The sequence below is a fragment of the Pseudomonas salmasensis genome, from assembly GCF_014268375.2.
In the GTDB taxonomy this organism is placed as follows: Bacteria; Pseudomonadota; Gammaproteobacteria; order Pseudomonadales; family Pseudomonadaceae; genus Aquipseudomonas; species Aquipseudomonas salmasensis.
The window spans coordinates 5,009,816-5,034,212 of record NZ_CP077083.1 but is presented as its reverse complement, the minus strand read 5'-3'; the positions used below and the strand labels follow the sequence as shown (position 1 = coordinate 5,034,212).

The window sequence follows — 24,397 nt, the reverse complement described above, 5'->3', positions numbered from 1 at the left end:
TAGTCTCTACGGTCTTGATGCGAGGATCTGCAATGACCGCTGGAATTTCTGCCCGTACGCCCCAACAAGCCTTGGCGGCCCTGCTGGACCTTCACAGGCCAAAACGCCTGTTATTAGTCGGCGCCAGCCAATTTCCGGCGCTGGATGCCTTCAAAGAGGCGCACCCGGATACCGAGATTCTCTGTGCAGCGCCAGGGCCGTTGCCGGAACGCCTCGCGGTGCAGCGCTTTGACCTCGCGCTGGTGGTCGACTGCCTGGAGCACATGCCCAAACCCCAGGGCCTGACCCTGCTCGGTGGCATTCGTAACCTCAACGCCAGCCGCATTGCCGTGCTGGCCGACCTGGGCGCCTGCGACTGGAAGGACACCGACTTTTACTCCCTGGCCCTGCAAGCCGGCGAATGCTTCCAACGCGATGATCAGGTACTGACGCTGTTTACCTATGATCTGCTTGACTATAAACAAGTGCCGGACTGGCTCAACGCCCGCTTCTGGGCCAACCCGGAAAATTTCGGAAAGTATTGGTGGTAACCCGATGAGTACATCCATTTGCCCGTGCGGCAGCGGCAATCTGCTGGATGCCTGCTGCGGCCATTATCACGCCGGCCACCCGGCCCCCTGCGCCAGCGCGTTGATGCGCTCGCGCTACAGCGCCTATGTGCTGGGCCTGGTCGATTACCTGGTCGCTACAACCTTGCCTGCGCAACAGGCCGGCCTGGACCGCAACGCCATTGACGCCTGGAGTGCCCAGAGCACCTGGCTGGGCCTTGAGGTGGAAAGCTCCGAGGTGTTCGGCGGGCAGCCGGAACACGCCTTTGTCACCTTTACCGCGCGCTGGCATGACGCTACCGGTGAACATAGTCACCGCGAGCGGTCTTCTTTCGTACAGAATGAGGGGCGCTGGTACTTCATCGACCCTACAGTAGAAGTGAAGGCCGGACGTAACGACGCCTGTTTATGTGGCAGTGGGCAGAAATTCAAGAAGTGCTGTTCCAACTACTTCTAATCACTTGACGGGGAAAACGCCATGCTTCGGATGTATAGCTTGATGCTGGCGTTGACCCTGGGCCTGACCGGCTGCGCGTCCTGGTTTGAAGACGACGCGCCGCCGCCCCACGTTTCCCTGGTCAAGGTCGAAGTGGTGCGGGCCAAGCTGTTGGAGCAGAAATTCAAGCTGTACTTTCGCGTGGACAACCGCGACGACGCCGACCTGACCGTGCGTGGCCTGGTCTACAAGGTCAGCCTGGGCAACTTGGTGTTGACCGAAGGCGAGTCCAACGAGTGGCTGACCGTACCGCCACGGGGGCATAAATTCTTCAAGGTCTCGGTGCGCACCAACCTCTGGCCGCAAGTGCGTGAGGTGGTGCAGATGCTGAAAAACCCCGACCAGCCCGTGCCCTATCGTTTGGAAGGCGAGCTGAAAACCGGATTATTCATCGGTAATGACGTGCAGGTGGCACACAATGGCGAGATAATCCCCGGCGATTTTATTCCGGAGCAACATCGATGACACAGCAACCCCATGTCCATGGTCCTGACTGCAACCACGATCATGATCATCATGATCATCATGATCACGACCACGGCCATGTCCACGGCCCGAACTGCGGCCACGCTCATCAAGAGCCGGTGCGCAATGCGTTGAAGGACGTCGGTCGCAACGATCCCTGCCCGTGCGGCAGCGAGAAGAAATTCAAGAAGTGCCACGGCGCTTAAACCGCACGTGTAGGAGCGAGCTTGCTCGCGAAAAACGTCAACGATTACGCGTGTTTCCTGAATAAACACAGCGCCTATCGGTTTCTCGCGAGCAAGCTCGCTCCTACAAAGCCTTAAACCAGCTCCCATCTCGATGGGCGGCTGTTTCAAGTTCTCACGCAATTGCCAAAACTCCCGCTTGCGTCGTTTCGCCGCGCTCACTAACGTAGCGCCTTTACTGACGCTACCCCCCGCAGGAGCTTTGCCATGGCCTCGCCAGCCCTCTTACATTTTCTTCCCCGGTTCGGCGTTGCCGCGGCAGTGGTCAGTGCTTTGAGCCTGGCCGGTTGCCAGCTCCAGAACACCCAGGACACCCTGCCGCCCGTTGCTGGCGTGCAGCCGATCAAGGGGCTGGCACAGAATGTGTCGGTGCGCCGCAATGCCCAAGGCATGCCGCTGATCGAAAGCAACACCTTCCACGACGCACTGTTCAGCCTCGGTTACGTGCACGCCAGCGACCGCATCACGCAGATGGTCACCCTGCGCCTGCTGGCCCAGGGCCGTCTGGCGGAAATGTCGGGGCCGCAAGTGCTGGATGTCGACCGCTTCATGCGGGCGGTCAACCTCAAGAAAAGCGCTGGCGAGTTGTACAACGCCTCATCGCCACGCCTCAAACGCTTCTTTGAAGTGTATGCCCGAGGCGTCAACGCCTACCTGTTCCGCTACCGCGACAAGCTGCCGGCGGACCTGGCCCAAAGCGGCTACAAGCCCGAGTACTGGAAACCGGAAGATTCGGCGCTGCTGTTCTGCCTGCTCAATTTCAGCCAGTCGAGCAACCTGCAGGAGGAGCTTTCGTCCCTGGTGCTGGCGCAAAAGGTCGGGGTCGACAAACTCGCCTGGCTCACCCCAAGCGCACCGGACGAACCCGTCCCGCTGGCCGAAGCCGACAAGCTCAAGGGCGTCAACCTGAGCCAGATCACCGGCCTCGCCGGGCTGGAAACGGTAGGCCAGCAATTGCGCAGCCTTAATGCCCTGGGCGTCACCACCTCAAGCAACTGGGCCATTGGCCCGCAACGCAGCCGCAGCGGCAAGAGCCTGTTGGCCAACGACATCGCCGCGCAGCCACAAGCACCGTCACCGTGGAGCTACGTGCAGATTCGTGCGCCCAAATACCAGGCCGTCGGTGCTTCGATTGCCGGCCTGCCGACCCTGCTCTCCGGTTTCAACGGCAAAGTGGCGTGGAGCATGAGCGCGGTCAAGGGCGACACCCAGGACCTGTTCCTGGAGAAGGTCAAACGCCAGGGCAACGCGCTGTACTACGAGAACAACGGCAAATGGCTGCCGGCCGGCGTGCGCAACGAAACCTTCTTCATCAAGGGCCAGCGCTCGATTCGCGAAGTGGTGTACGAAACCCGCCACGGCGCCCTGCTCAACAGCAGCCAAGCACTTACCAGCGGCCTTGGCCTGGCCTTGCAAACTGCCGACTTCAAGGACGACAAGAGCCTGGATGCGTTCTTCGACCTGTCCCGCGCCCAAAACGCCGGCAAGGCCTCGGATGCTACCCGCGAGATTCGCGCCATCGCCCTGAACATGATCTTCGCCGACGCCAGCAACATCGGCTGGCAGGTCACCGGCCGTTTCCCCAACCGCCGCGAAGGCGAAGGCCTGTTGCCATCGCCGGGCTGGGACACGCGCTTTGACTGGGACGGCTACGCCGACGCAATGTTGCACCCGTACGACCAAGACCCTGCCCAGGGCTGGATCGGCACCGCCAACCAGCGCACCGCGCCGCGTGGCTACGGCATGCAACTGTCCAACGCCTGGGATGCACCGGAACGCAGCGAACGCCTGGCGCAACTGGCCAACGCCGGCAAGCATGACAGCCGCAGCCTGATTGCCATGCAATACGACCAGACCACCCTCTTCGCCGCCAAGCTCAAGAACATGTTCCAGGCTCCGGGCATGGCCCAGCCGCTCAAGCAGGCCATCGAGGCCCTGCCGACAGCGGAACGTGCCAAGGCCCGCGAAGCACTGGAGCGCCTGATGGCCTTCGATGGTCGGCTGGCAACCACCTCGGCTGACGCGGCAATCTACGAACTGTTCCTGCAGGAAAGCGCCCGGCAAATCTTCCTGGACAAACTCGGCCCGGAAAACAGCGCCAGTTGGAAAGCCTTCGTCAGCAACGCCAGCCTGTCCTACTCGGCCATCGCCGACCACCTGCTGGGCCGTGAAGACAGCCCATTCTGGGATGACACGCGTACCGCGCAAAAAGAAGACAAACCCGCGCTCCTGGCCCGCACCCTGGCCGCCGCCATCACTACTGGCGACAGCCAATTGGGCGCCGATCACAAGGCCTGGCAGTGGGGCAAGCTGCATAGCACTACGTGGAAAGATACCCATGGCCAGGTGATCCGCGGCCCCTTCGCCAGCGGTGGCGATCACAACACCCTGAACCCGGCACCGTACACCTGGGGCCAGGATTTCAACGCGACACAGGTGTCGGCGCTGCGCATGATCATCGACTTCGGCCAGGCGGAACCCATGATGGGCCAGGGCGGCATCGGCCAATCCGGCAACCCGGCCAGCCCGAACTATGCCAACGGCATCGACCCGTCGCTGAAGGCGCAATACCTGAGCTTTCCGATGCAGCCGCAGAATTTTGAGAAGGTGTACGGCAAGACAAGGTTGACCCTGACGCCCGGTAAGTAACCGGGCTTCCCTGACGAAACCGGATAACGCTGTGGAAGCTGCCTCAATGCCAGTCAGTTAAGGGCTTTTTGTAGGAGCGAGCTTGCTCGCGAAAAACTCACAGGCGCCGCGTTCATTCAGCAAGCACGCGTTATCGTTGACGTTTTTCGCGAGCAAGCTCGCTCCTACAGTAGGCGATGACCGCTTAACTGCCTGGTGTGGCTTGCCTGCGATAGCAGCCGAGTAACCACGATGCGAAGCGAGCCGCTCTTGATCTTGATCTTGATCTGCTTGTGATCTTAAGCGCCCCGTTAAACCACGCTGGCCGAACGCAGGCTTGAATTCGTGGGTAACCCGGCAGGACGCCGGGTTAGCCGTCCTGGGCCAAGGATGGCCCATGACGGCGGCCCACGGATTCAAGCCTGCGTTCGGGCACACCGAGCCCAGGCGAGGTGCCGAGTGGTGGGGCAAGAGCGTTTTGCTTACTTTTGCGCTTTTCAAAAGTGAGCCGCCGTCAGGGCGGAACCCTAAGTGGCCGTTACCTAAATAACGGATATGTACCCGGTCCAACTGTGTTGACTGTTAGGCCGCCTTCGCGAGCAAGCCACCTTTGCACTACCTACATTCAAATAGAACTTCTAGACCCAGCCCCGCCTCATAACTAACAAGCCCACCGCCCCGGCCACCCCATGGACCTCGTCATCGCCCGCCCCGAAGGCCTCTACTGCCCTGCCGGTGATTTTTACATCGACCCCTGGCGCCCAGTGGAACGCGCAGTCATCACCCATGCCCACGGCGACCACGCCCGCACCGGCAATCAACACTACCTGGCCGCCGCCCCCGGCGAAGGCATCCTGCGCTGGCGCCTGGGCCAGGACATCAACCTGCAAACCCTGGCCTACGGCGAACGGTTGGTGCATCACGGCGTGACCCTGAGTTTTCATCCGGCCGGGCATGTACTGGGTTCGGCCCAGGTACGCCTGGAATACCAGGGCGAAGTCTGGGTGGCGTCTGGCGACTACAAGGTCGAACCCGATGGCACCTGCGCGCCCTTCGAACCGGTGCGCTGCCACACCTTTATCACCGAATCCACCTTCGGCCTGCCGATTTACCGCTGGCAGCCCCAGGCGCAGATTTTTGCCGGGATCAATGACTGGTGGCAGGCCAATATCGCCAGCGGCAAAGCCAGCGTGTTGTTCTGCTACTCCTTCGGCAAGGCCCAACGCATCCTCCATGGGCTGGACGCCAGCATCGGCCCGATCCTCAGCCACGGCGCGGTCGAGCCGTTGAACCGGGTGTACCGCGAAGCGGGTATCTACATTCCCGAGACCCTGTATGCCGGCGACTTCAAAAAGACCGACCCGCTGCTGCGCCAAGCCCTGATCATCGCCCCGCCCTCCGCTGGAGGCAGTACCTGGATGCGCCGTTTTGGCGACTACAGCGACGCCTTCGCCAGCGGCTGGATGCGCCTGCGCGGTACCAGACGGCGGCGCGGCGTGGACCGTGGCTTCGTGCTCTCGGACCACGCCGACTGGCCGGGCCTGTTATGGGCCATCGAACAAACCGGCGCGCAACGGGTGATGGTCACCCATGGTTCGGTCGGTGTGTTGGTACGCCACCTGCGGGAAAAGGGCTTGGATGCCCAAGGCTTCAGCACCGAATACGGCGATGACGAAGAAGAGGCCACGGCATGAAAGCCTTCGCTGAGCTGTACGCCAACCTCGACGCCACCACTTCCAGCAATGCCAAGCTCGCCGCCCTGCAGGCCTACTTTCTGCAGGCGCCGCCAGCAGATGCCGCTTGGGCCGTTTACTTTCTTAGCGGCGGGAGGCCACGACAGCTGGTGCCGACGCGCCTGCTACGGGACATGGCCACCGAAGCGGCCGGTATCGAACCCTGGCTGTTCGAAGAGAGCTACCAGTCCGTGGGTGACCTAGCCGAGACCATCTCTCTGCTCCTGCCAGAATCCACCTACACCTCCGAAGACGGCCTGGCTGTATGGCTGGAAGAAAAACTCCTGCCCCTGCGCGGTTTGCCGCCCATGGACCTGGCAGACCGGCTGCCAGCGCTGTGGGCGCAACTGGACCAACCAAGCCTGATGGTGTGCATCAAATTGATCACCGGCAGCTTCCGCGTCGGGGTGTCCAAACTGCTGGTGACCCGCGCCCTCGCCGCCATGGCCGACCTCGACAGCAAACGCGTAGCACAGCGGCTGGTGGGCTACACCGACCTGTCGAACCGCCCGACAGCCGAGGGCTATCTCAAGCTGATCGCCGCCGAATCGTCTGACGAGCACGCACAACGTGGCGGGCAACCCTATCCGTTTTTTCTGGCTCACGGGCTGGCGCAACCGGTGGAGCAATTCGACACGCTGCTCGGTTCACCCGCCGATTGGCAGGTGGAATGGAAGTTTGATGGCATTCGCGCACAACTGGTCAAGCGCGAGGGACGCCTGTGGGTCTGGTCTCGCGGTGAAGAGTTGCTGACTGAACGCTTCCCCGAACTCCATAGCCTGGTCAGTGGCCTGCCCGACGGTACGGTGATCGATGGCGAAATCGTGGTGTGGAAAGATTCGGTACAACCTTTTGCGCTGCTGCAACAGCGCATTGGCCGCAAGACCTTGAGTAAAAAAGTACTAGAGGATGCGCCAGTGGCGGTGCTCGCCTACGACCTGCTGGAATATCAGGGCGACGACTGGCGCAACCACACCCAGGCTGAACGTCGCACCCAATTGGAACAGGTGATCGCGGCGTGCAACCAACCGGTGTTATTGCCTTCGCCATTGCTGGAAGGCAAGACCTGGGCAGCCTTGGCCGAACAGCGCGAAGCCTCTCGCAGCCTGGGGGTGGAAGGCATGATGCTCAAGGACCGCAAGGGCCTCTACGGCGTGGGCCGCACCAAGGACATGGGCCTGTGGTGGAAGTGGAAGGTCGACCCCTTCAGCGTCGACGCGGTGTTGATCTATGCCCAGCGCGGCCATGGTCGACGCGCCAGCCTCTACAGTGACTACACCTTCGCCGTATGGGACGGCCCGCAGGGCAGCGAGCGCACCCTGGTGCCGTTCGCCAAGGCGTATTCCGGGCTGACCGACGAGGAAATGCGCAAGGTCGACGCCATTGTGCGCAAAACCACCGTGGAGAAGTTCGGCCCGGTCAGCAGCGTGACGCCGAGCATGGTGTTTGAGCTGGGTTTCGAAGGGATTGCCCTGTCCAAGCGGCACAAGAGCGGAATTGCGGTGCGGTTTCCGCGGATGCTGCGCTGGCGCCAGGATAAGGCGGTGGAGGAAGCGGACAACCTGGCCACGCTACAAGACCTGCTGACCTGATATAGCCCTTGTGGGAGCTGGCTTGCCTGCGATGACGGTGAGTCAGCACCCCATGTAACAACTGACCCACCGCTATCGCAGGCAAGCCAGCTCCCACCTTTTGATCAGCAACCGATCCAGAATGGTGCACTGGAAATTCCATGCCCACTTTCGGGCGCCGCCTACACTTGAAACGGCCGTATCCCACCTTTTAAAAAGCCCATCCGGAACTATGGTGCAGAAATTGCTACTTGTGATGGGTCTGACACCGTTCAGTAACAGTCCTAATCGCGCCACAAGCGCTTATCTTGGTTTCCAGGGATTACCTAATGAAAAAAGCATTGCTGACCCTTTCTGCACTGGCTCTGTGCATGGCTGCTGGTGTTGCTACGGCCAAGGAATACAAGGAATTGCGTTTTGGTGTCGACCCTTCCTACGCACCGTTCGAATCCAAGGCCGCCGACGGCAGCCTGGTGGGCTTCGATATCGACCTGGGCAATGCGATCTGCGCGGAGCTGAAGGTCAAGTGCAAGTGGGTCGAAAGTGACTTTGACGGCATGATCCCGGGCCTGAAAGCCAATAAATTCGATGGCGTGATTTCGTCGATGACCGTGACCCCAGTGCGCGAGAAGGCCATCGACTTCTCCACCGAGCTGTTCTCCGGCCCGACATCCCTGGTGTTCAAGAAAGGCGCTGGCTATTCGACGCCAGAATCCCTCAAGGGCAAATCCGTAGGTTACGAGCAAGGCACCATCCAGGAAGCCTACGCCAAGGCCGTGCTGGATAAAGCCGGGGTGACCACCAAGGCTTACGCCAACCAGGACCAGGTGTACGCCGACCTCACCTCCGGCCGCCTCGACGCTTCCGTGCAGGACATGCTGCAAGCCGAACTGGGCTTTCTCAAGTCGCCAGCCGGTGCCGGCTATGAAGTGAGCGCCGCGATCGACGACCCGCTGCTGCCGTCGAAAACCGCCATCGGTATCAAAAAAGGTAACACTGAACTCAAGGCGCTTTTGGATAAAGGTATCAAAGCGTTACACGATGATGGCACCTACGCCACTATCCAGAAGAAACACTTTGGCGATCTGAACCTGTACAGCGGCAAATAATGCCTGGGGCGCCCTGCTTCGGGTGGGGCGCTTTTTTATCGCCATAGGTCCTGATTTATGTTCGAAGATCTGTTGCAAACCCTCGGGCTGAGTGCATTCAGCCTGAAGGGTTTCGGCCCGCTGTTGCTGCAAGGCACCTGGATGACCATCAAATTGTCGGTGCTGTCCCTGGCCGTCAGCGTAGTGCTGGGCCTGCTCGGCGCCAGCGCCAAACTGTCCAGCCTGGCCATTGTGCGTATCCCCGCCCAGCTCTACACCACCCTGATTCGCGGGGTGCCGGACCTGGTGCTGATGCTGTTGATTTTCTACAGCCTGCAAACCTGGCTCAGCGGCTTTACCGACTTTATGGAATGGGAATACATCGAAATCGACCCGTTCAGCGCCGGGGTGATCACCCTGGGCTTTATCTACGGGGCGTATTTCACCGAAACCTTTCGCGGCGCGATCCTCGCCGTGCCCCGTGGCCAACTCGAAGCCGCCACTGCCTACGGGCTCAAGCGCGGCCAGCGGTTTCGCTACGTGACCTTCCCGCAGATGATGCGCTTTGCGCTGCCGGGCATCGGCAATAACTGGATGGTGATGCTCAAGGCCACCGCGCTGGTGTCGATCATCGGCCTGGCAGACCTGGTGAAAGCCGCCCAGGACGCCGGCAAGAGCACCTATCAACTGTTTTATTTCCTGGTGCTGGCGGCGCTGATCTACCTGTTGATCACCAGCGCCTCCAACTTTGTCTTGCGCCGACTTGAACGTCGCTACTCCGCAGGCGCCCGGGAGGCCGTGCGATGATCGAGCTATTGCAGGAATACTGGCGCCCGTTTCTTTATAGCGACGGCCAGCACATCACCGGCCTGGCCATGACCTTGTGGTTGCTCAGTGCCTCACTGGTGATGGGCTTTCTGGTGTCGATCCCGCTGTCCATCGCCCGCGTTTCGCGCAAGCGCCTGGTGCGTTGGCCCGTGCAGTTCTACACCTACCTGTTTCGCGGTACGCCGCTCTATATCCAGTTGCTGATCTGCTACACCGGCATCTACAGCCTTGCCGCCGTGCGGGCGCAACCGGTGCTGGATGCGTTCTTTCGCGATGCGATGAACTGCACCCTGCTGGCCTTCGCCCTCAACACCTGCGCCTACACCACGGAGATTTTCGCCGGGGCGATCCGCAGCATGGCCCACGGCGAAGTCGAGGCGGCCAAGGCTTACGGCCTCAGCGGCTGGAAGCTGTACGCCTACGTGATCATGCCTTCAGCGTTGCGACGCTCGTTGCCCTACTACAGCAACGAAGTGATCCTGATGCTGCACTCGACAACGGTGGCCTTTACCGCGACGATCCCGGACATCCTCAAGGTTGCGCGGGATGCCAACTCCGCCACCTTCATGACCTTCCAGTCGTTCGGTATTGCCGCACTGATCTATCTGACGGTGACCTTCGCCCTGGTCGGCCTGTTTCGCCTGGCGGAGCGGCGTTGGCTGGCCTTCCTCGGGCCGAGCCACTAAGGAGTTTGCATGCGCCACCAGCTACATGACCTGATCGCGCCGGTGCCCGGCACGGCGCGGCAGATCCACAGTTTTCACTTCGGCCCGCAGCAGCCCGAAGGCAAGGTGTACATCCAGTCCTCCCTGCATGCCGATGAGTTGCCGGGCATGCTGGTGGCCTGGCATTTGAAGGCGCGCCTGGCAGAGCTTGAAGCAACCGGGCGCTTGCGCAGCGAAATCGTGCTGGTGCCGGTCGCCAACCCGGTGGGCCTCGAACAGGTGTTGATGGACATCCCCTTGGGCCGCTATGAACTGGAAAGCGGGCAGAACTTCAATCGCCTGTTCGTCGATCTCAGCGAAGACGTCGGCAACCAGGTCGAAAACCTGCTGGGCGATGATCCCCAGCGCAATGCCCATTTGATCCGCAGCGCACTGTCCCACGCCCTGGCCGCGCACACCGCCCAGACCCAGTTGCACTCCCAACGCCTGGTGCTGCAACGCCTGGCCTGTGATGCCGACGTGGTGCTGGACTTGCATTGCGACTTCGAAGCCGTGGCGCACCTGTACACCACGCCCGAAGCCTGGCCACAGGTGGAACCGTTGGCGCGCTACCTGGGTTCGGAGGCCAACCTGTTGGCCACCGATTCCGGCGGGCAGTCTTTTGATGAATGTTTCACCCTGCTGTGGTGGCAGTTGCAGCAACGCTTCGGCGAACGCTACCCGATCCCCATGGGCAGCTTGTCGGTCACCGTCGAGCTGCGTGGCCAGGGCGATGTCAACCACGGCCTCGCCGCGCTGGACTGCCAGGCCATCATTGATTATTTGATCCACTTCGGCGCCATTCACGGCGATGCAGCCCCCTTGCCTGCCCTGGCCTACCCGGCTACGCCGCTGGCGGCGGTGGAGCCGGTGACCACCCCGGTGGGTGGCTTGCTGGTATTCAACGCCCTGCCAGGCGAATACCTGGAAGCCGGGCAATGGGTCGCCGACATCATCGACCCCATTACAGACCGCGTGACGCCTGTGCACTGCCAGCACGCCGGGCTGCTTTACGCCCGTTCGCTACGCCGCATGGCCACGGCCGGCATGGTGATCTGCCATGTCGCCGGCACACAGGCCTACCGCAGCGGTTATCTACTTTCGCCTTGAGGATGCACGCCCCATGTACAAACTGACCGTTGAAGGCCTGCACAAAAGCTATGGCGACAATCAAGTGCTCAAAGGTGTGTCGCTCAAGGCCAAGACCGGTGATGTGATCAGCCTGATCGGCGCCAGTGGCTCAGGCAAGAGTACCTTCCTGCGCTGTATCAACTTTTTGGAAACGCCCAACGATGGCGCCATGACCCTGGACGGCCAGGCTATCCGCATGGTCAGCGACCGCCAGGGCATGCGCGTGGCCGACGACGCCGAGCTGCAACGCCTGCGCACGCGGCTGGCGATGGTGTTCCAGCACTTCAACTTGTGGAGCCACATGAGCGTGCTGGAAAACATCACCATCGCCCCGCGCCGCGTGCTGGGTTGCAGCAAAAAGGACGCCGAAGACCGCGCCCGCCGCTACCTGGACAAAGTCGGGCTGCCGGCGCGCGTGGCTGATCAATACCCGGCGTTCCTCTCCGGCGGCCAGCAGCAGCGTGTCGCCATCGCCCGCGCCCTGGCCATGGAGCCGGAGGTGATGCTGTTCGATGAACCTACATCAGCCCTGGACCCGGAGCTGGTGGGCGAAGTGTTGAAGGTGATCCAGGGCCTGGCCGAAGAAGGCCGCACCATGATCATGGTGACCCACGAGATGAGCTTTGCGCGCAAGGTTTCCAGCCAGGTGCTGTTCCTGCACCAGGGCCTGGTGGAGGAGCAAGGCTCGCCGGAGGATGTGCTGGGCAATCCGCAAAGCCTACGCCTGCAGCAATTTTTGAGCGGCAACTTGAAGTAGGAGCGAGCTTGCTCGCGAAAATCGCCAACGATAACGCGGGCATCCAGATTAAACGCGGTGCCAGGGCGTTTTTCGCGGGCAAGCCTGCTCCTACAGTTGAACGTCGGCGCTGCCTGAGGGGTCTTTGAACTAACCCCTCCAGAGCGTGCGCTGCCGCATGGCAAAAACCCCCGACTTCGCCAAGCAATGGTTTGCCACCCAAGGCTGGAAGCCATTCGCCTTTCAGAAAGAGGTATGGGCCGCGGTGAAGGCCGGCCAGTCGGGGTTGCTGCATGCCAGCACCGGGGCGGGTAAAACCTATGCCCTGTGGTTTGCCGCCCTCAACCGCTTCGCCATCACCCGCCCGCTCGCCACAGGCAAACGCAAACCGCCTGCCGAGCCGCTGACCGTGTTGTGGATCACACCCATGCGCGCCTTGGCCGCCGACTCCGCACGTGCCCTGCAAGCCCCGCTGGAGGCGTTGCAGATTCCCTGGAGCGTGGGCCTGCGCACCGGTGACACCAGCAGCAGTGAACGCGCGCGCCAGACCCGTCGCCAACCCACCGCCCTGGTCACCACCCCGGAAAGCCTGACGTTGATGCTGGCCCGCGCCGACAGTGAGACCAGCCTGGCACACCTGCGCATGGTCATCGTGGATGAATGGCATGAACTGATCGGCAATAAGCGCGGCGTGCAGTTGCAACTGGCGCTGGCACGCTTGCGGCGCTGGCATCCGCAGTTGATGGTGTGGGGCATTTCAGCGACCTTGGGCAATCAGGCCCACGCGTTGGAGGTTCTGGTCCCACAGGGTGGCGGGGTCAATGTGCAGGGGCAAACGGCGAAGGCGCTGAAGGTCGACACCTTGTTGCCGGCAGTCACCGAGCGTTTCCCTTGGGCCGGGCACATCGGTTTGAAGATGTTGCCGCAGGTGGTCAATGAGGTGGAGGCCAGCAGCAGTTGCCTGGTGTTTACCAATACCCGAGCACAGTCGGAGATCTGGTACCAGGCGATTCTGGACGCGCGCCCAGACTGGGCCGGCTTGATTGCCCTGCACCACGGCTCGCTATCGCGCGAAACCCGCGACTGGGTGGAGCGGGCTTTGAAAGACGGGCAGCTCAAGGCGGTGGTGTGCACCTCCAGCCTCGACCTGGGTGTGGACTTCCTGCCGGTGGAACGGGTGCTGCAAATCGGCTCCGCCAAGGGTGTGGCGCGGCTGATGCAACGCGCCGGGCGCTCCGGCCACGCGCCAGGGCGGCCCTCACGGGTAACCCTGGTGCCAACCCACAGCCTCGAGTTGGTGGAGGCGGCGGCCGCCCAGGATGCAATCGCCCAACGGCGCATCGAAGCGCGGGAATCACCTTACAAGCCGCTGGACGTGCTGGTACAACACCTGGTCAGCATGGCCCTTGGCGGCGGCTTTACCCCGGCAGCACTGTTGGACGAAGTGCGCGGCGCCTGGGCCTATCGCGACCTCACCGAAGCGGATTGGGCCTGGGCCCTGGGGTTCGTGCGCCATGGTGGCCTGTCACTCACCGCTTATCCGGATTACCGCCGCGTGGAGCCCGATGAACAGGGCATCTGGCGTGTCCCGGATGCACGCCTTGCACGCCGCCATCGCATGAGCGTCGGCACCATCGTCAGTGATGCCAGTATCCAGCTCAAATTCTGGAGCAAGGGCGGTGGCGGCAAGAACCTGGGCAGTGTCGAGGAAGGGTTTATTGCAAGGCTCAAGCCGGGGGATGGGTTTCTGTTCGCCGGGCGCTTGCTGGAACTGGTGCGCGTGGAAAACATGACCGCCTATGTACGCCGCAGCACCGCGAAAAAAGCCGCCGTGCTACGCTGGAATGGCGGGCGCATGCCCCTTTCCAACGAACTGGCCCAAGCGGTGGTCGAGCGTTTTGATGCCGCCGCCCATGGGCACTTCGACGGCCCGGAGATGCAGGCGGTGCAACCGTTGCTGCATACCCAACTGCGCTGGTCCGGCCTGCCGACCCGTGAGCATTTGCTGGCTGAAACCCTGCGGTCGCGGGAAGGCTGGCACCTGTTTCTGTACCCCTTCGCTGGCCGCCAGGTACACCTGGGCTTGGCCAGTTTGCTGGCCTGGCGGGTCAGCCAACAGCAGCCGCTGACCTTCTCGATTGCGGTGAATGATTATGGCCTGGAACTGTTGAGCGCCACCGAGGTGCAGTGGCCACGACTGTTGAATACCCAGTTGTTGAGCCCGCAAGACCTGCTGGCTGATGTAGTCGCCAGCCTCAATGCCGGCGAACTGGCCCTGCGCCGCTTTCGCGAGATTGCGCGAATCGCCGGGCTGGTCTTTGCCGGGTATCCCGGCGCGCCGAAAAGCACGCGACAAGTGCAGGCTTCCAGCGGCTTGTTCTTTGAGGTGTTCAAGCAATATGACCCGCAGAACCTGCTGCTGGCCCAGGCCGGGGAAGAAGTTCTGCGTGATGAATTGGATATTCGCCGGCTGGAACAGACGCTGAATCATCTGTCGACGCTGAAGCTGGACTTGCACACGATCCAGCGGCCCACACCGCTGGCCTTTCCGCTGCTGGTAGAACGGATGCGCGAAAGCATGAGCTCGGAAAAACTCTCGGAGCGCATCGCGCGGATGGTCAAGGACCTGGAAAAAGTCGCCGACAAAGGGCAAGGCTGATGCATTACCCACTGACGCTGGAAGGTGAAGAACTCTGGCTATTGCCGGACAAGGCCGTGTATTGGCCCGCACGGCGATGCCTGCTGATTGCCGATGCGCATTTTGGCAAGGCGTCGGCCTATCGCAGCCTGGGGCAACCGGTGCCACAGGGCACGACCACGGCCAACCTGGAACGCCTGGACAGGCTGTTAACGGCCCTGCCCTGCGCGCAGTTGATCTTTCTCGGCGATTTCCTGCACGGCCCTGGCTCTCACGCCAGCGGCACTCTGAACGCAATTCGGGCCTGGCGTGAGCGCAATCGCCCACTGGCCCTGACCTTGATTCGCGGCAATCACGACAAACGCGCCGGCGACCCACCGCTGGATCTGGGCATCGATGTGGTCGCGGAGCCTCTGCTGATGGGCCCTTTCGCCTTGCAACACGAGCCAGACGCACACGCCAGCCACCATGTACTGGCGGGGCATGTGCATCCGGTGTACCACCTGCGAGGCAAAGGGCGCCAACGGCTGCGCTTGCCGTGCTTCCAGATCGGCGCTCAGGTTAGCCTGCTGCCAGCCTTTGGCGCGTTTACAGGGGGTTATGCCGTGGAGCACGCCCAGGACCACCGAATCTTTGTGATCGGCGATCACCAAGTCTGGCCGATTCAATGAATCGATAAAGGCCCGCTCAGGTATCAGGCAACAGGCGCGGGTGGTGGCTCGTCCGGTAAGGTCGGCTCACCCGGCTCGGTAGGCTGCGGGTAATCAGGTTCGGGTTGACCGGGGATGCCGCCCGCGTGCGCGGGGTTGGCCATCAGGGACCAGGCCAGAACACCAATCTGGTTGGGTTCAAGCCGGGCGAGTTCTGCGCTGATTCGCGGGTCGATCTTCATAGGGTACTCCTCAAGTATGGCCCGGCGCGTTTCACACGCGCCGAAGCAGTACACCTAGATAGAGTCACTTTCTGCAGACAAATTCCCTTTGCCCGTAGGAGCTTTAGATCAAGCGCGTGGGAGAGTGACGCCACGCTGGCCCTGATACTTGCCCGCACGGTCTTTGTAGGACACTTCACAGGCCTCGTCTGACTGCAAGAACAGCATTTGTGCCACGCCTTCGTTGGCGTAGATTTTCGCCGGCAAAGTGGTGGTGTTGGAGAATTCCAGGGTCACGTGGCCTTCCCACTCAGGCTCAAGCGGCGTGACGTTGACGATAATGCCGCAGCGGGCATAGGTGCTTTTACCCAGGCAGATGGTCAGCACGTCGCGAGGAATGCGGAAGAACTCCACGGTGCGCGCCAGGGCGAAAGAGTTGGGCGGGATGATGCACACGTCGCTCTTGACGTCGACGAAGCTCTTTTCGTCGAAGTTTTTCGGATCGACGATCGCCGAATTGATGTTGGTGAACACCTTGAATTCATCGGCGCAACGCACGTCGTAGCCATAGCTGGAAACGCCGTACGAAATCACGCGCTCGTCGCCTTCACCACGAATCTGGCGTTCGACGAACGGCTCGATCATGCCGTGTTCCTGCGCCATGCGGCGAATCCACTTGTCCGATTTGATGCTCATGGCGGTGTCCTGAATAGCGAGGCGAAAAAAATCTGTGGGCCATCTTACCGGGGCCGGCGTTGGGGTTCAAAGGCCGCACGGGTTTTCTTGATGAATGCACCGCCAGCTATAAGCCGCAGCCAGCGTGGCCGGGGCCCGGAGGGTCGGCGCCAGTGACTGTAAATACCACCGCCAGTCACGAAAATAGAGAAACCTTCGGAAATACCATTGGCACGTTCCGGAAAAAGGGTTAAGGTGGCGCCACTGTGCTGCTTGTGTCACTGAGAATCTCTACACGATATGTTGAATTTCGATCCAACCATCTCCAAGAATTTTTCCTGCTCTTTGCACTCAGTCTCGGCCAGGGCTTTTCCTGAGTCGCAGTTAACTTTGTCCAAGGAGATACACCATGTCTAATCGCCAAACTGGTACCGTTAAGTGGTTCAACGATGAAAAAGGCTTCGGCTTCATCACTCCACAATCCGGTGACGACCTGTTCGTTCACTTCAAAGCTATCCAATCCGACGGCTTCAAAAGCCTGAAAGAAGGCCAACAGGTTTCTTTCATCGCTACCCGCGGTCAGAAAGGCATGCAAGCTGAAGAAGTTCAAGTTATCTAACTTGTACTGACTCAGTCGAAAAAACCCCGCCCTTAAAAGCGGGGTTTTTTTATGCCTGGAATTTGGTGCGCTACACCGATGAATGTCGGACACAAAAAAATGTGGGAGCGCAGCTGTATGTGGGAGCTGGCTTGCCTGCGATGCTATCGACTCGGTGCACTCGCTATACCGAGTTGATGCCATCGCAGGCAAGCCAGCTCCCACACAAGCCCGCCCCCACATTTTGTCCTGCGTCGTTTATTGGAACAACGACTCACTCGACAAGCCATTCTTCTCCAGGATCTCACGCAAGCGCTTGAGGCCCTCTACCTGGATCTGCCGCACCCGCTCACGGGTCAGGCCAATCTCCAGACCTACATCCTCCAAGGTGCTGCTCTCATGACCGCGCAGGCCGAAGCGGCGAATCACCACCTCACGCTGCTTGTCTGTGAGCTCTGACAGCCACTGGTCAATACTTTGGGAAAGATCATCGTCCTGCAACAGCTCGCAAGGGTCTGTTGGACGATCATCGGTCAGGGTGTCCAGCAGGGTTTTATCCGAGTCCGGCCCCAGCGAGACATCCACCGAAGACACACGCTCGTTAAGGCCGAGCATGCGCTTGACCTCCCCTACCGGTTTTTCCAGCAGGTTGGCGATTTCTTCAGGCGAAGGCTCATGATCAAGTTTTTGCGTCAGTTCACGCGCTGCCCGCAGGTAGACGTTGAGCTCCTTGACCACATGGATCGGCAACCGGATCGTGCGGGTCTGATTCATGATCGCCCGTTCGATGGTCTGGCGAATCCACCAGGTGGCGTAGGTGGAGAAACGGAAGCCCCGCTCAGGGTCGAATTTCTCCACAGCCCGGATCAAGCCCAGGTTGCCCTCCTCGATCAGGTCCAGAAGGGACAGCCCACGATTGACGTAGCGTCGGGCGATTTTCACCACCAGGCGCAGGTTGCTTTCAATCATGCGCTTACGCCCAGCCGGATCACCCTTCTGCGACAAACGCGCAAAATGGACTTCTTCTTCGGGGGTCAACAGAGGGGAAAAGCCGATTTCATTGAGGTACAGCTGGGTCGCGTCGAGCGCCCGCGTGTAGTCAACGTACTTGTGCTGCTTCAACGCAGCAGCATTTTTGGATTTGGTGCGAACTGAAGGTGGTGATACCCCTTCATTATCTGACATCGTTTCCAAATCGATGCTGGCCTCCATAAGGAGAACCTCATCGTCGATGTCAAACTCCGGCACTTCTTTACTGAGAGCCATTGTTATAGTCCTTTGGTGAGTTCGACCTCAAGCTCAAGCGACGCCTCTATCCTTGGCAACGCTGGAGCCTGTTCCTTCTACGTGAGGGAACAGGCTGTGCAACACATCAACGACGGGGCAGGAATTGCAGCGGATCTACAGGCTTCCCTTGGCGGCGAATCTCAAAGTGCAGTTTCACCCGGTCTGTGCCCGTTGACCCCATTTCGGCAATCGTCTGTCCGACCTTGACCTGCTGCCCCTCCCGAACCAACAACCTGCGGTTATGACCGTAGGCACTGACGTAGGTATCGCTGTGTTTGATGATGACCAGCTCGCCGTAGCCCCGCAAACCACTCCCGGCGTACACCACTGTCCCATCAGACGCAGCTAAAACAGGCTGTCCCAAATCCCCGGCGATATCAATGCCTTTATTCAAACTACCGTTTGAAGAGAATTTTCCAATCAACACTCCGTTTGAAGGCCATCCCCAACCGGTCGGCGCAGGCCCGGCGGGTGGCAACGGCGCGGGTGCCGGCTTGCTCGCAACCGTAGGCGCGGCGCTGCCTGCAGGCCGGGTAATGATGGTGGTCTTGCTCGACGACGATGGCGAAGATCCCGACTTTGTCACAACTGCCGTAGGTGCAGAACCTGAGCGACCATCGAAACGAATGGTCTGCCCTGGATGGATCGTATACGGCACAGGAATGTTGTTACGGGCGGCCAGCGCTTTGTAATCCCAGCCATAACGGAAGGCAATCGAGAACAGGGTGTCGCCTTTGCGCACCACGTATTGGCCGGTGGTCACCGTGGGTCTCTGGGGGGTTGCGTTGGTACGGTCAACGACCCGCGCACCGCCGGATGGCGTGCTCGAGCAGGCTGCCAATAAGGAACTCAAGACAAGGCCAAGCACCAGTCGCTGAAAGCTTTTTTTACTCATTCGCTGCGCAGGACCTGTGAGACTCACCCGCCGCTCCCTTTGTGGTGGCTGAACGTTAACGCCTGGATCAGGCTTGAAATATGACGCAAGTATAACTGGGCATTGGCTTTTTACTGGCACATGACTGAAAGGAAAAATTCATCATGTTTAATCGTGCTGCCAGGCATGTTGATTCAATAGACCCCGCCGTAAGACACATCCCCGCTTACAGAATTCACTGCACGCGAATAAATGATCAGGCCAGCGGGCCATTGAGCAAGGGTACGAAACGCACGGCACCGAGTACATGCCGGGAAAAGCCTTCGTCCTCACGGATAATAAGCATCAACTGTTGCACTTCGCCGGAGCCCACCGGGATGACCAGCCGCCCGCCAGGTGCCAATTGATCCAGCAAGGCTTGCGGCACATCGGTGGCCACGGCGGTGACGATAATACCGTTGTAGGGCGCCAGCGCCGGCCAGCCCTCCCAGCCATCGCCCCAGCGAAATACCACGTTGCGCAGGTTCAGCTCCACCAGACGCTCCTTGGCCCGGTCCTGCAGCACCTTGATGCGCTCGACCGAAAACACCCGCTCTACCAATTGCGACAGCACGGCCGTCTGGTAGCCGGAGCCGGTGCCAATCTCCAGCACCTTGTCCAATGGCCCCGCCGCCAGCAGCAGCTCGCTCATGCGCGCGACCATGTAAGGCTGGGAGATCGTCTGGTTGTGGCCGATGGGCAACGCCGTGTCTTCATAGGCGCGATGCGCCAGGGCCTCATCGACAAACAGGTGCCGCGGCGTGCGCCGAATCACTTCCAGCACCTGCGCGTTGGACAAGCCTTCTTCATACAGACGCTGGATCAATCGTTCCCGGGTACGCTGGGAGGTCATCCCGATGCCACGGCGCAGCAAGTCGTCTTGTTCACGAGCCATCAACGCAGTCCCTCCAGCCAGCCATCAAGGCCACTGAAGGCATCACTGAAGGTACGATCAAACAGCAACGGGGTAACGGAGACATAGCCTTGCATCACCGCATGAAAGTCCGTGCCCTCACCGCCATCTTCGGCGTCGCCGGCCGCGGCGATCCAATAGCCTTCCTTGCCGCGTGGGTCGACCACCTTCAAGGGCGCCGCCGCACGGGCGCGATGGCCCAGGCGCGTGAGCTGGATACCGCGAATATGGTCGAGGGGCAAGTTGGGGATATTGACGTTGAGCACTGTACGCGGCGGCAGGTCCAGGGAAGCATGGGCCTCCACCAACTTGCGCGCGTAGTAGGCCGCCGTCGCCAGGTTATCCAGTTGCCGTGAAGCAAAGGAAAAGGCAAAGCCGGTGCGGCCCAGGAAGCGCCCTTCAAGGGCCGCCGCCACGGTGCCGGAATACAGCACGTCGTCACCCAGGTTGGCGCCCAGGTTGATTCCCGAAACCACCAGGTCTGGCTGGTGCTCCAGCAAACTGTTGATTGCCAGGTGCACGCAGTCGGTGGGGGTTCCGTTAACGCTGATAAAGCCATTGGCCAGGACCCGCGGGTGCAGCGGACGGTCGAGCGTCAGCGAACTGCTGGCGCCGCTCTTGTCCTGGTCGGGGGCAACCACCACGCACTCGGCGTAATCCTGCAGCGCAGCATGGAGCGCGGCAAGACCGGGTGCGGTGGCACCGTCATCGTTTGATATCAGAATACGCATGGGCTGTCCGTCTGCCCCACCGGCACCAGATCAACAAGCTCGCGCACCAAGACAGTGGCGAAGCATCCGGCCGGCAGGACGAATTCCAATTGCAGAATGTCAGGCCCGGGATAATGCCACGTCAACCCGCCAATGGGCAGTCGCAGAATGCGACGTTCCTGGCTCATTCCCGCCTTCACCAGCCAATCACGTAGGTCAGCTTCGCCAGCGGCGACAGATTGTTCCAGTTCATATGTAAGACCTTTCGCCGGCGAATCGCCTTCGCCCCACTGCGGGCCGGTGGGATGCAGGTCCAGGATCGCCAGGCGCGGGTCACTGCATTCCGCTTCCCCGGCCGGAAAAAAACTGCGACTGTCGGTAAAGGCCAGCAGATCGCCGACTTGGGCTCGCTGCCATGAACCGTCGGCGACGCGGGCCGCCAATACTTTGTTGAAGAGGTAGCTGCGAGCCGTGGACAGCAAGCGCGAGCGCACGTTGCGCTGCTCGGGCAGGGCCTTGCGGGCAGCCCACTCGCGAGCATCCACCACGTTGCCGCCGTTGTGGCCAAAACGCTGGGTGCCGAAGTAATTGGGGATGCCGTGCCGGGCAATCAACTGCAAACGTGCGTCGATGGCAGCGGTGTCGCCGGCCAGTTGGGTCAGGCGCAGGGTGAAGCCGTTGGCCGAATGGGCACCACGTTGCAACTTGCGTTTGTGACGGGCGGTTTTCAGGATTTTGAGGGTGTCGTTTTCTGCGCCGCTCATGTCCGGGTCGGCCTTGCCGGGCAATTGCACGCTGAACCACTGACGGGTCAGGGCCTGACGGTCCTTGAGCCCGGCATAGCTGACGGTGCGCAACGGCACGCCAGCGGCTTTGGCGATACGCCGTGCCGCTTCCTCAGTGTTCAAGCCGCGCTTTTCCACCCACAGCCACAGGTGCTCGCCATCGCCGGTCAGCGGGATGTCCAGCACCTCATCAACCTGGAAGTCTTCGGCCGTGGCCTTCAGTACCGCGCTGCCCAGGGCCTCGCCATAGGCCCGCGGGCCCAGCAGTTGCAGGTCGTTCATGCGCGCAGCAACAAGGCGACGGAGTGCACCGCGATGCCCTCTTCACGACCGGTAAACCCGAGCTTTTCGGTGGTGGTGGCTTTCACGTTGACTTGGTCCAATTCAATTTGCAGGTCTGCGGCGATAGCAGCGCGCATCGCTTCGATATGGGGGGCCATTTTTGGCGCCTGGGCGACGATGGTGTTGTCGACGTTGCCGACCTTCCAGCCCTTGGCGTGGATCAGGCCGACCACATGGCGCAGCAACACACGGCTGTCCGCGCCCTTGAAGGTGGGGTCGGTGTCCGGAAAGTGCTTGCCGATATCGCCCAATGCCGCCGCGCCGAGCAAGGCATCGCTCAAGGCGTGCAACACAACGTCGCCGTCGGAATGAGCCAGCAACCCATGGTGGTGCGCAATACGCACGCCGCCCAGGGTGATGAAATCGCCTTCAGCGAAACGGTGCACATCGTAGCCGTGGCCAATACGCATAAAAAAACGCCCCGATTTAATTCAGGGCGTGATTCTACCTACTTTTGCCTCGGATTAACCGAGCAAAGCACGAGCATGATGCCGCAAATGGTCTTCGATGAAGCTGGCGATGAAGAAGTAGCTGTGGTCGTAGCCAGGCTGCAGGCGCAGTTCCAGCGGATGGTTGGCCGCCTTGGCCGCTTGCAGCAAGGCTTCAGGCTTGAGCTGAACCGCGAGGAAATCGTCGCGATCACCCTGGTCCACCAGCAGCGGCAACTTTTCCGAGGCCTCGCTGATCAGCACACAGGCATCCCATTCGCGCCATTTCGAACGCTCTTCCCCCAAATAACGGGAAAAGGCTTTCTGGCCCCACGGGCAGTCCATCGGGTTGTTGATCGGCGAAAACGCCGACACCGACAGGTAACGTCCAGGGTTGCGCAATGCGCAGACCAGCGCACCGTGGCCCCCCATGGAGTGGCCGCTGATACCGCGCTTATCGGAGGCAGGGAAATGCGCCTCTACCAATGCCGGCAATTCCTGCACCACGTAGTCATGCATCCGATAGTGCTTGGCCCAGGGCTCCTGGGTGGCATTGAGGTAGAAGCCAGCGCCGAGGCCAAAGTCCCAGGCATTGTCCGGGTCACCCGGCACGCCGGGGCCACGGGGGCTGGTGTCCGGCGCGACGATAATCAAGCCCAGTTCGGCAGCCATGCGCTGGGCGCCGGCCTTGTGCATGAAGTTTTCGTCGGTACAGGTCAACCCGGACAGCCAATACAACACCGGCAGCTTGCCGCCCTGCTCCGCTTGCGGCGGCAGGTAGACGGCAAAGGTCATGTCGCAACCCAGCACATCGGAATGATGCTTGTAACGTTTATGCCAGCCGCCGAAGCTCTTCTGGCATGACAGGTTTTCCAGACTCATGGCCGACCTCAGAAGTGAATGACGGTACGAATGCTCTTGCCTTCATGCATCAGGTCAAACGCTTTGTTGATATCTTCCAGGCCCATGGTGTGGGTGATGAAGGTGTCCAGCGGGATTTCGCCGGTCTGGGCCATTTCCACGTAGCTTGGCAGTTCGGTACGACCGCGCACGCCACCAAACGCCGAACCACGCCAGACGCGCCCGGTGACCAGTTGGAATGGGCGAGTGGCAATTTCCTGGCCAGCACCGGCCACACCGATGATCACTGATTCGCCCCAGCCTTTGTGGCAGCACTCAAGGGCCGCACGCATCAGTTGCACATTGCCGATGCATTCGAAGGAAAAGTCCACGCCGCCATCAGTCATATCGACAATCACGTCCTGGATTGGGCGGTCGTAGTCTTTCGGGTTGACGCAATCGGTGGCGCCCAGTTGCTTGGCGATTTCAAACTTGGCCGGGTTGATATCAATGGCGATGATGCGACCGGCCTTGGCCTTGACCGCACCGATAATCGCCGACAGACCAATGCCGCCCAGGCCGAAGACGGCCACGGTGTCGCCCGGTTTGACCTTGGCGGTGTTGATCACCGCACCGATGCCGGTGGTGACACCGCAACCGAGCAGGCAGACCTTTTCCAGCGGCGCTTCTTTAGGAATCTTGGCCACGGAGATTTCCGGCAGCACGGTGTACTCGGAGAACGTCGAGGTGCCCATGTAGTGGAAAATCGGCTGGCCCTTGTAGGAGAAACGCGTGGTGCCATCCGGCATCAAGCCCTTGCCCTGGGTGGCGCGAATGGCCTGGCACAGGTTGGTCTTGCCACTCAGGCAGAACTTGCACTTGCCGCATTCCGGGGTATACAGCGGAATCACGTGATCGCCCACAGCGACCGACGTTACGCCCTCGCCGATGGCTTCCACCACTGCGCCACCTTCATGGCCCAGGATCGACGGGAAAATGCCTTCCGGGTCAGCGCCCGACAAGGTGTAGGCGTCGGTGTGGCACACGCCGGACGCGACCACCCGCAGCAACACCTCGCCAGCCTTGGGCATGGCGACATCCACTTCAACAATCTCAAGGGGCTTCTTGGCTTCGAAGGCTACGGCGGCACGGGACTTGATCATCCGGGTTTCTCCATCGGGTTAAAAACTAAGGCCGTGAGTGTAAAACATCGCCCATTGATGA

General features: G+C 60.8%; 25 protein-coding genes. 15 read left to right on the top strand and 10 right to left on the bottom strand.

Features of this window, described 5'->3' with window-relative positions; genetic code table 11:
- The first annotated feature begins 32 nt into the window (after positions 1-32).
- The 14 genes from HU731_RS22560 to pdeM all read left to right on the top strand — a co-directional run bounded on the left by HU731_RS22560 (position 33) and on the right by pdeM (position 15,482).
- Positions 33-530 (top strand): DUF6231 family protein, encoded by a 498-nt coding sequence (locus HU731_RS22560; protein ID WP_186605587.1) that lies wholly within the window; start codon positions 33-35, stop codon positions 528-530.
- 4 nt (positions 531-534) lie between these two features.
- Positions 535-1,005: a YchJ family protein gene (locus HU731_RS22555; protein ID WP_186605585.1), complete on the top strand. Its 471-nt coding sequence runs from the start codon at positions 535-537 to the stop codon at positions 1,003-1,005.
- Positions 1,006-1,026: 21 nt separating this feature from the next.
- Positions 1,027-1,509: an LEA/WHy family protein gene (locus HU731_RS22550; protein WP_186605583.1), complete on the top strand. Its 483-nt coding sequence runs from the start codon at positions 1,027-1,029 to the stop codon at positions 1,507-1,509.
- A complete protein-coding gene (locus HU731_RS22545; RefSeq protein WP_065890089.1) occupies positions 1,506-1,715 on the top strand; it encodes an SEC-C metal-binding domain-containing protein in 210 nt (69 codons plus the stop codon). Before HU731_RS22550 ends, HU731_RS22545 begins: the two co-directional genes overlap by 4 nt.
- Before the next feature lie 246 nt (positions 1,716-1,961).
- Positions 1,962-4,403 (top strand): penicillin acylase family protein, encoded by a 2,442-nt coding sequence (locus HU731_RS22540; RefSeq protein ID WP_186605581.1) that lies wholly within the window; start codon positions 1,962-1,964, stop codon positions 4,401-4,403.
- 668 nt (positions 4,404-5,071) lie between these two features.
- Positions 5,072-6,076, top strand: a complete 1,005-nt coding sequence (locus tag HU731_RS22535) for a ligase-associated DNA damage response exonuclease (protein WP_054897985.1) — start codon at positions 5,072-5,074, stop codon at positions 6,074-6,076.
- The gene (locus HU731_RS22530) at positions 6,073-7,707 is read left to right on the top strand and encodes an ATP-dependent DNA ligase (RefSeq protein ID WP_186605579.1); all 1,635 of its coding nucleotides are present in this window, start codon (positions 6,073-6,075) and stop codon (positions 7,705-7,707) included. The genes HU731_RS22535 and HU731_RS22530 overlap by 4 nt, the downstream gene beginning before the upstream one ends.
- A 308-nt stretch (positions 7,708-8,015) precedes the next feature.
- Entirely contained in the window at positions 8,016-8,795 is a 780-nt protein-coding gene (locus tag HU731_RS22525) for a transporter substrate-binding domain-containing protein (RefSeq protein ID WP_032893160.1), read from the top strand.
- A gap of 57 nt (positions 8,796-8,852) precedes the next feature.
- Positions 8,853-9,581 carry an ABC transporter permease gene (locus HU731_RS22520; RefSeq protein ID WP_014717254.1) on the top strand — a complete coding sequence of 243 codons (729 nt, stop codon included), beginning with the start codon at positions 8,853-8,855 and terminating at the stop codon, positions 9,579-9,581.
- On the top strand, positions 9,578-10,288 hold the full coding sequence (locus HU731_RS22515) for an ABC transporter permease (RefSeq protein WP_186605577.1): 711 nt from the start codon (positions 9,578-9,580) through the stop codon (positions 10,286-10,288). Before HU731_RS22520 ends, HU731_RS22515 begins: the two co-directional genes overlap by 4 nt.
- 9 nt (positions 10,289-10,297) lie before the next feature.
- The gene (locus tag HU731_RS22510) at positions 10,298-11,416 is read left to right on the top strand and encodes a succinylglutamate desuccinylase/aspartoacylase family protein (protein ID WP_186605575.1); all 1,119 of its coding nucleotides are present in this window, start codon (positions 10,298-10,300) and stop codon (positions 11,414-11,416) included.
- Between the two features lie 13 nt (positions 11,417-11,429).
- Complete coding sequence (locus HU731_RS22505) at positions 11,430-12,194, top strand: ABC transporter ATP-binding protein (RefSeq protein WP_186605573.1); 765 nt, start codon at positions 11,430-11,432, stop codon at positions 12,192-12,194.
- Positions 12,195-12,351: 157 nt separating this feature from the next.
- Positions 12,352-14,832, top strand: a complete 2,481-nt coding sequence (locus HU731_RS22500; protein ID WP_186605565.1) for a ligase-associated DNA damage response DEXH box helicase — start codon at positions 12,352-12,354, stop codon at positions 14,830-14,832.
- Positions 14,832-15,482: a ligase-associated DNA damage response endonuclease PdeM gene (gene pdeM / locus HU731_RS22495; RefSeq protein ID WP_186605563.1), complete on the top strand. Its 651-nt coding sequence runs from the start codon at positions 14,832-14,834 to the stop codon at positions 15,480-15,482. The genes HU731_RS22500 and pdeM overlap by 1 nt, the downstream gene beginning before the upstream one ends.
- 23 nt (positions 15,483-15,505) lie before the next feature.
- On the opposite strand, the gene HU731_RS22490 is transcribed toward pdeM, so the two are convergent.
- Positions 15,506-15,703 (bottom strand): hypothetical protein, encoded by a 198-nt coding sequence (locus tag HU731_RS22490; RefSeq protein WP_005785769.1) that lies wholly within the window; start codon positions 15,701-15,703, stop codon positions 15,506-15,508.
- Between the two features lie 108 nt (positions 15,704-15,811).
- A complete protein-coding gene (dcd, locus tag HU731_RS22485) occupies positions 15,812-16,378 on the bottom strand; it encodes a dCTP deaminase (protein ID WP_003189215.1) in 567 nt (188 codons plus the stop codon).
- A gap of 388 nt (positions 16,379-16,766) precedes the next feature.
- Between dcd and HU731_RS22480 the strand changes: the two genes are divergently transcribed.
- On the top strand, positions 16,767-16,976 hold the full coding sequence (locus HU731_RS22480; RefSeq protein WP_002554837.1) for a cold-shock protein: 210 nt from the start codon (positions 16,767-16,769) through the stop codon (positions 16,974-16,976).
- A 237-nt stretch (positions 16,977-17,213) separates the two neighbouring features.
- Here the strand turns inward: HU731_RS22480 and rpoS are convergent, their stop codons facing one another.
- The 8 genes from rpoS to HU731_RS22440 form a co-directional block, all read right to left on the bottom strand.
- The gene (gene rpoS, locus HU731_RS22475; protein ID WP_032893168.1) at positions 17,214-18,221 is read right to left on the bottom strand and encodes an RNA polymerase sigma factor RpoS; all 1,008 of its coding nucleotides are present in this window, start codon (positions 18,219-18,221) and stop codon (positions 17,214-17,216) included.
- A 106-nt stretch (positions 18,222-18,327) separates the two neighbouring features.
- Positions 18,328-19,164 (bottom strand): peptidoglycan DD-metalloendopeptidase family protein, encoded by an 837-nt coding sequence (locus HU731_RS22470; RefSeq protein ID WP_186605561.1) that lies wholly within the window; start codon positions 19,162-19,164, stop codon positions 18,328-18,330.
- Positions 19,165-19,372: 208 nt separating this feature from the next.
- Positions 19,373-20,008 carry a protein-L-isoaspartate(D-aspartate) O-methyltransferase gene (locus HU731_RS22465; RefSeq protein WP_169850588.1) on the bottom strand — a complete coding sequence of 212 codons (636 nt, stop codon included), beginning with the start codon at positions 20,006-20,008 and terminating at the stop codon, positions 19,373-19,375.
- A gap of 41 nt (positions 20,009-20,049) precedes the next feature.
- The gene (gene surE, locus HU731_RS22460) at positions 20,050-20,799 is read right to left on the bottom strand and encodes a 5'/3'-nucleotidase SurE (protein WP_003189210.1); all 750 of its coding nucleotides are present in this window, start codon (positions 20,797-20,799) and stop codon (positions 20,050-20,052) included.
- Complete coding sequence (gene truD / locus HU731_RS22455) at positions 20,787-21,845, bottom strand: tRNA pseudouridine(13) synthase TruD (protein ID WP_032893171.1); 1,059 nt, start codon at positions 21,843-21,845, stop codon at positions 20,787-20,789. The genes surE and truD overlap by 13 nt, the downstream gene beginning before the upstream one ends.
- On the bottom strand, positions 21,842-22,315 hold the full coding sequence (ispF, locus tag HU731_RS22450) for a 2-C-methyl-D-erythritol 2,4-cyclodiphosphate synthase (protein ID WP_032893173.1): 474 nt from the start codon (positions 22,313-22,315) through the stop codon (positions 21,842-21,844). Before ispF ends, truD begins: the two co-directional genes overlap by 4 nt.
- 54 nt (positions 22,316-22,369) lie before the next feature.
- The gene (fghA, locus tag HU731_RS22445) at positions 22,370-23,215 is read right to left on the bottom strand and encodes an S-formylglutathione hydrolase (protein WP_186605559.1); all 846 of its coding nucleotides are present in this window, start codon (positions 23,213-23,215) and stop codon (positions 22,370-22,372) included.
- 8 nt (positions 23,216-23,223) lie between these two features.
- Positions 23,224-24,336 (bottom strand): S-(hydroxymethyl)glutathione dehydrogenase/class III alcohol dehydrogenase, encoded by a 1,113-nt coding sequence (locus HU731_RS22440; RefSeq protein WP_186605557.1) that lies wholly within the window; start codon positions 24,334-24,336, stop codon positions 23,224-23,226.
- Between the last annotated feature and the right edge of the window lie 61 nt (positions 24,337-24,397).

Bases quoted from the DNA above. Each gene is read 5' to 3' on its own strand.
- HU731_RS22560 (WP_186605587.1), top strand. From the start codon at position 33: ATGACCGCTGGAATTTCTGCCCGTACGCCCCAACAAGCCTTGGCGGCC.
- HU731_RS22555 (WP_186605585.1), top strand. From the start codon at position 535: ATGAGTACATCCATTTGCCCGTGCGGCAGCGGCAATCTGCTGGATGCC.
- HU731_RS22550 (WP_186605583.1), top strand. From the start codon at position 1,027: ATGCTTCGGATGTATAGCTTGATGCTGGCGTTGACCCTGGGCCTGACC.
- HU731_RS22545 (WP_065890089.1), top strand. From the start codon at position 1,506: ATGACACAGCAACCCCATGTCCATGGTCCTGACTGCAACCACGATCAT.
- HU731_RS22540 (WP_186605581.1), top strand. From the start codon at position 1,962: ATGGCCTCGCCAGCCCTCTTACATTTTCTTCCCCGGTTCGGCGTTGCC.
- HU731_RS22535 (WP_054897985.1), top strand. From the start codon at position 5,072: ATGGACCTCGTCATCGCCCGCCCCGAAGGCCTCTACTGCCCTGCCGGT.
- HU731_RS22530 (WP_186605579.1), top strand. From the start codon at position 6,073: ATGAAAGCCTTCGCTGAGCTGTACGCCAACCTCGACGCCACCACTTCC.
- HU731_RS22525 (WP_032893160.1), top strand. From the start codon at position 8,016: ATGAAAAAAGCATTGCTGACCCTTTCTGCACTGGCTCTGTGCATGGCT.
- HU731_RS22520 (WP_014717254.1), top strand. From the start codon at position 8,853: ATGTTCGAAGATCTGTTGCAAACCCTCGGGCTGAGTGCATTCAGCCTG.
- HU731_RS22515 (WP_186605577.1), top strand. From the start codon at position 9,578: ATGATCGAGCTATTGCAGGAATACTGGCGCCCGTTTCTTTATAGCGAC.
- HU731_RS22510 (WP_186605575.1), top strand. From the start codon at position 10,298: ATGCGCCACCAGCTACATGACCTGATCGCGCCGGTGCCCGGCACGGCG.
- HU731_RS22505 (WP_186605573.1), top strand. From the start codon at position 11,430: ATGTACAAACTGACCGTTGAAGGCCTGCACAAAAGCTATGGCGACAAT.
- HU731_RS22500 (WP_186605565.1), top strand. From the start codon at position 12,352: ATGGCAAAAACCCCCGACTTCGCCAAGCAATGGTTTGCCACCCAAGGC.
- pdeM (WP_186605563.1), top strand. From the start codon at position 14,832: ATGCATTACCCACTGACGCTGGAAGGTGAAGAACTCTGGCTATTGCCG.
- HU731_RS22490 (WP_005785769.1), bottom strand. From the start codon at position 15,703: ATGAAGATCGACCCGCGAATCAGCGCAGAACTCGCCCGGCTTGAACCC.
- dcd (WP_003189215.1), bottom strand. From the start codon at position 16,378: ATGAGCATCAAATCGGACAAGTGGATTCGCCGCATGGCGCAGGAACAC.
- HU731_RS22480 (WP_002554837.1), top strand. From the start codon at position 16,767: ATGTCTAATCGCCAAACTGGTACCGTTAAGTGGTTCAACGATGAAAAA.
- rpoS (WP_032893168.1), bottom strand. From the start codon at position 18,221: ATGGCTCTCAGTAAAGAAGTGCCGGAGTTTGACATCGACGATGAGGTT.
- HU731_RS22465 (WP_169850588.1), bottom strand. From the start codon at position 20,008: ATGACCTCCCAGCGTACCCGGGAACGATTGATCCAGCGTCTGTATGAA.
- surE (WP_003189210.1), bottom strand. From the start codon at position 20,799: ATGCGTATTCTGATATCAAACGATGACGGTGCCACCGCACCCGGTCTT.
- truD (WP_032893171.1), bottom strand. From the start codon at position 21,845: ATGAACGACCTGCAACTGCTGGGCCCGCGGGCCTATGGCGAGGCCCTG.
- ispF (WP_032893173.1), bottom strand. From the start codon at position 22,315: ATGCGTATTGGCCACGGCTACGATGTGCACCGTTTCGCTGAAGGCGAT.
- fghA (WP_186605559.1), bottom strand. From the start codon at position 23,215: ATGAGTCTGGAAAACCTGTCATGCCAGAAGAGCTTCGGCGGCTGGCAT.
- HU731_RS22440 (WP_186605557.1), bottom strand. From the start codon at position 24,336: ATGATCAAGTCCCGTGCCGCCGTAGCCTTCGAAGCCAAGAAGCCCCTT.